The sequence below is a fragment of the Microcystis sp. LE19-10.1B genome (genome assembly GCF_027530565.1).
Classification (GTDB): Bacteria; Cyanobacteriota; Cyanobacteriia; order Cyanobacteriales; family Microcystaceae; genus Microcystis; species Microcystis aeruginosa.
The window spans coordinates 1-1,207 of sequence record NZ_JAPZQM010000097.1; the positions used below are offsets into that span (position 1 = coordinate 1).

At 47.0% G+C, this 1,207-nt stretch carries 1 protein-coding gene and 2 pseudogenes; all 3 read right to left on the reverse strand.

What is annotated here, in order from left to right; all coding sequences use genetic code 11:
- Nucleotides 1-252: 252 nt before the first annotated feature.
- A complete protein-coding gene (locus O9332_RS03310) occupies nucleotides 253-651 on the reverse strand; it encodes a hypothetical protein (RefSeq protein ID WP_002757399.1) in 399 nt (132 codons plus the stop codon).
- 118 nt (nucleotides 652-769) lie between these two features.
- A pseudogene (locus O9332_RS03315) lies at nucleotides 770-1,078 on the reverse strand (DUF1349 domain-containing protein); the annotation flags it as partial.
- Nucleotides 1,075-1,207 (reverse strand): annotated as a pseudogene (locus O9332_RS03320) (IS630 family transposase); the annotation flags it as partial. The pseudogenes O9332_RS03320 and O9332_RS03315, both read right to left, overlap by 4 nt.

The following is a 1,207-nucleotide window of genomic DNA, read 5'->3' on the forward strand; positions in this document are numbered from 1 at the left end:
CGGGCGGCTCCCCAGAACAGTCTCAGCCTGGAAGTTGGTCACTAGCTAGACACTACCTAACAGCCACAGGCGATAGGCTGAGAGGCCAGAGATGCTGTCGTGGCTTTCATCTTACCTCTCAGCGGTTTTTGAGATGTTGCTTATCTCCGGCTCAATAACTATGCCATTAAGCTGATTAATAAAGTCCCGAATTGCTCCTCTTACTAATTTTTGAGCAGCATTGGGGGACTGTCTTTTCCGTTTAGCCATTACTTACTCAGTGAATAATTTAGAGATCCCATACCCAGCTAAACCAATTACTGCTCCTACTGCCGCTACGGGAGCCATTGTAACTGCAACTGCCGTCCCCCCTACTGCTAATCCCATACCTCCAACTAATGCTGATATACCGGCTCCAGCACCCGCACCAATTGCCGCTGCTCCAATTGCCGTTGCGTCTTGTTCTTCTATTGCTTTTTTGGTTCCGTAAACTGCCGTGCCGACCACTGCTCCTGCCGCTGCTACTGGAGCCATGCCGACGCCTAGAGCAGTTCCTCCTACAGCAAGTCCCATACCCCCAACTACTGCCGATGCACTAGCTCCAATCGCTGTACCCACTCCCACTGAAATCATTGCCTCTTGAACTTCTTCTGGCTTATTTTTCTCCGTCATTATTTTTTGCCTCATTAGCTTTGGGTAATTATGAAACTCTAGCATAAGACAGACAAGCCGTGAACCACAACAAGCCGGGCGTTAAGGCGCATAAGTGCCAGTCGGGTGCATACAGTTATTAGCTGGCTTCTGGTATTACCAGCCACTGATTGTCTGAGATTTCCAAGGTTTTGAAACAACAGCGAAACGCTTTGCCTATCGGGCTGCAGGCATACACTCCGATTTGGCAATCGTCGGCTATCTTGTGTAAGTGTGTGATCCGCATTTGCAGCCAAGCCTGCCCATCATAAGAATTCTCTAGCAGAAAATCGCTCCCCCGTTTACTGATGCGATACCACATTTCGCGGTATCGTGAAGAAATGTCTTGCGTTGCCCAATCAGAATATCCCAAATTGGTCACCACAGAACCAAGCCGACTATACTTTAGACGTTCATAATCTGAGATTTATTAAACTTCTGAAATCGTAGAGTCAGCAAGGAATCCAGTTCTTTTTTATGTTTCAAATGGGCATCATTCAAACATTCATAAATGGCTGAAGAAAAGTCAGAAAAGTTT

Bases quoted from the DNA above. Each gene is read 5' to 3' on its own strand.
- O9332_RS03310 (WP_002757399.1), bottom strand. From the start codon at position 651: ATGACGGAGAAAAATAAGCCAGAAGAAGTTCAAGAGGCAATGATTTCA.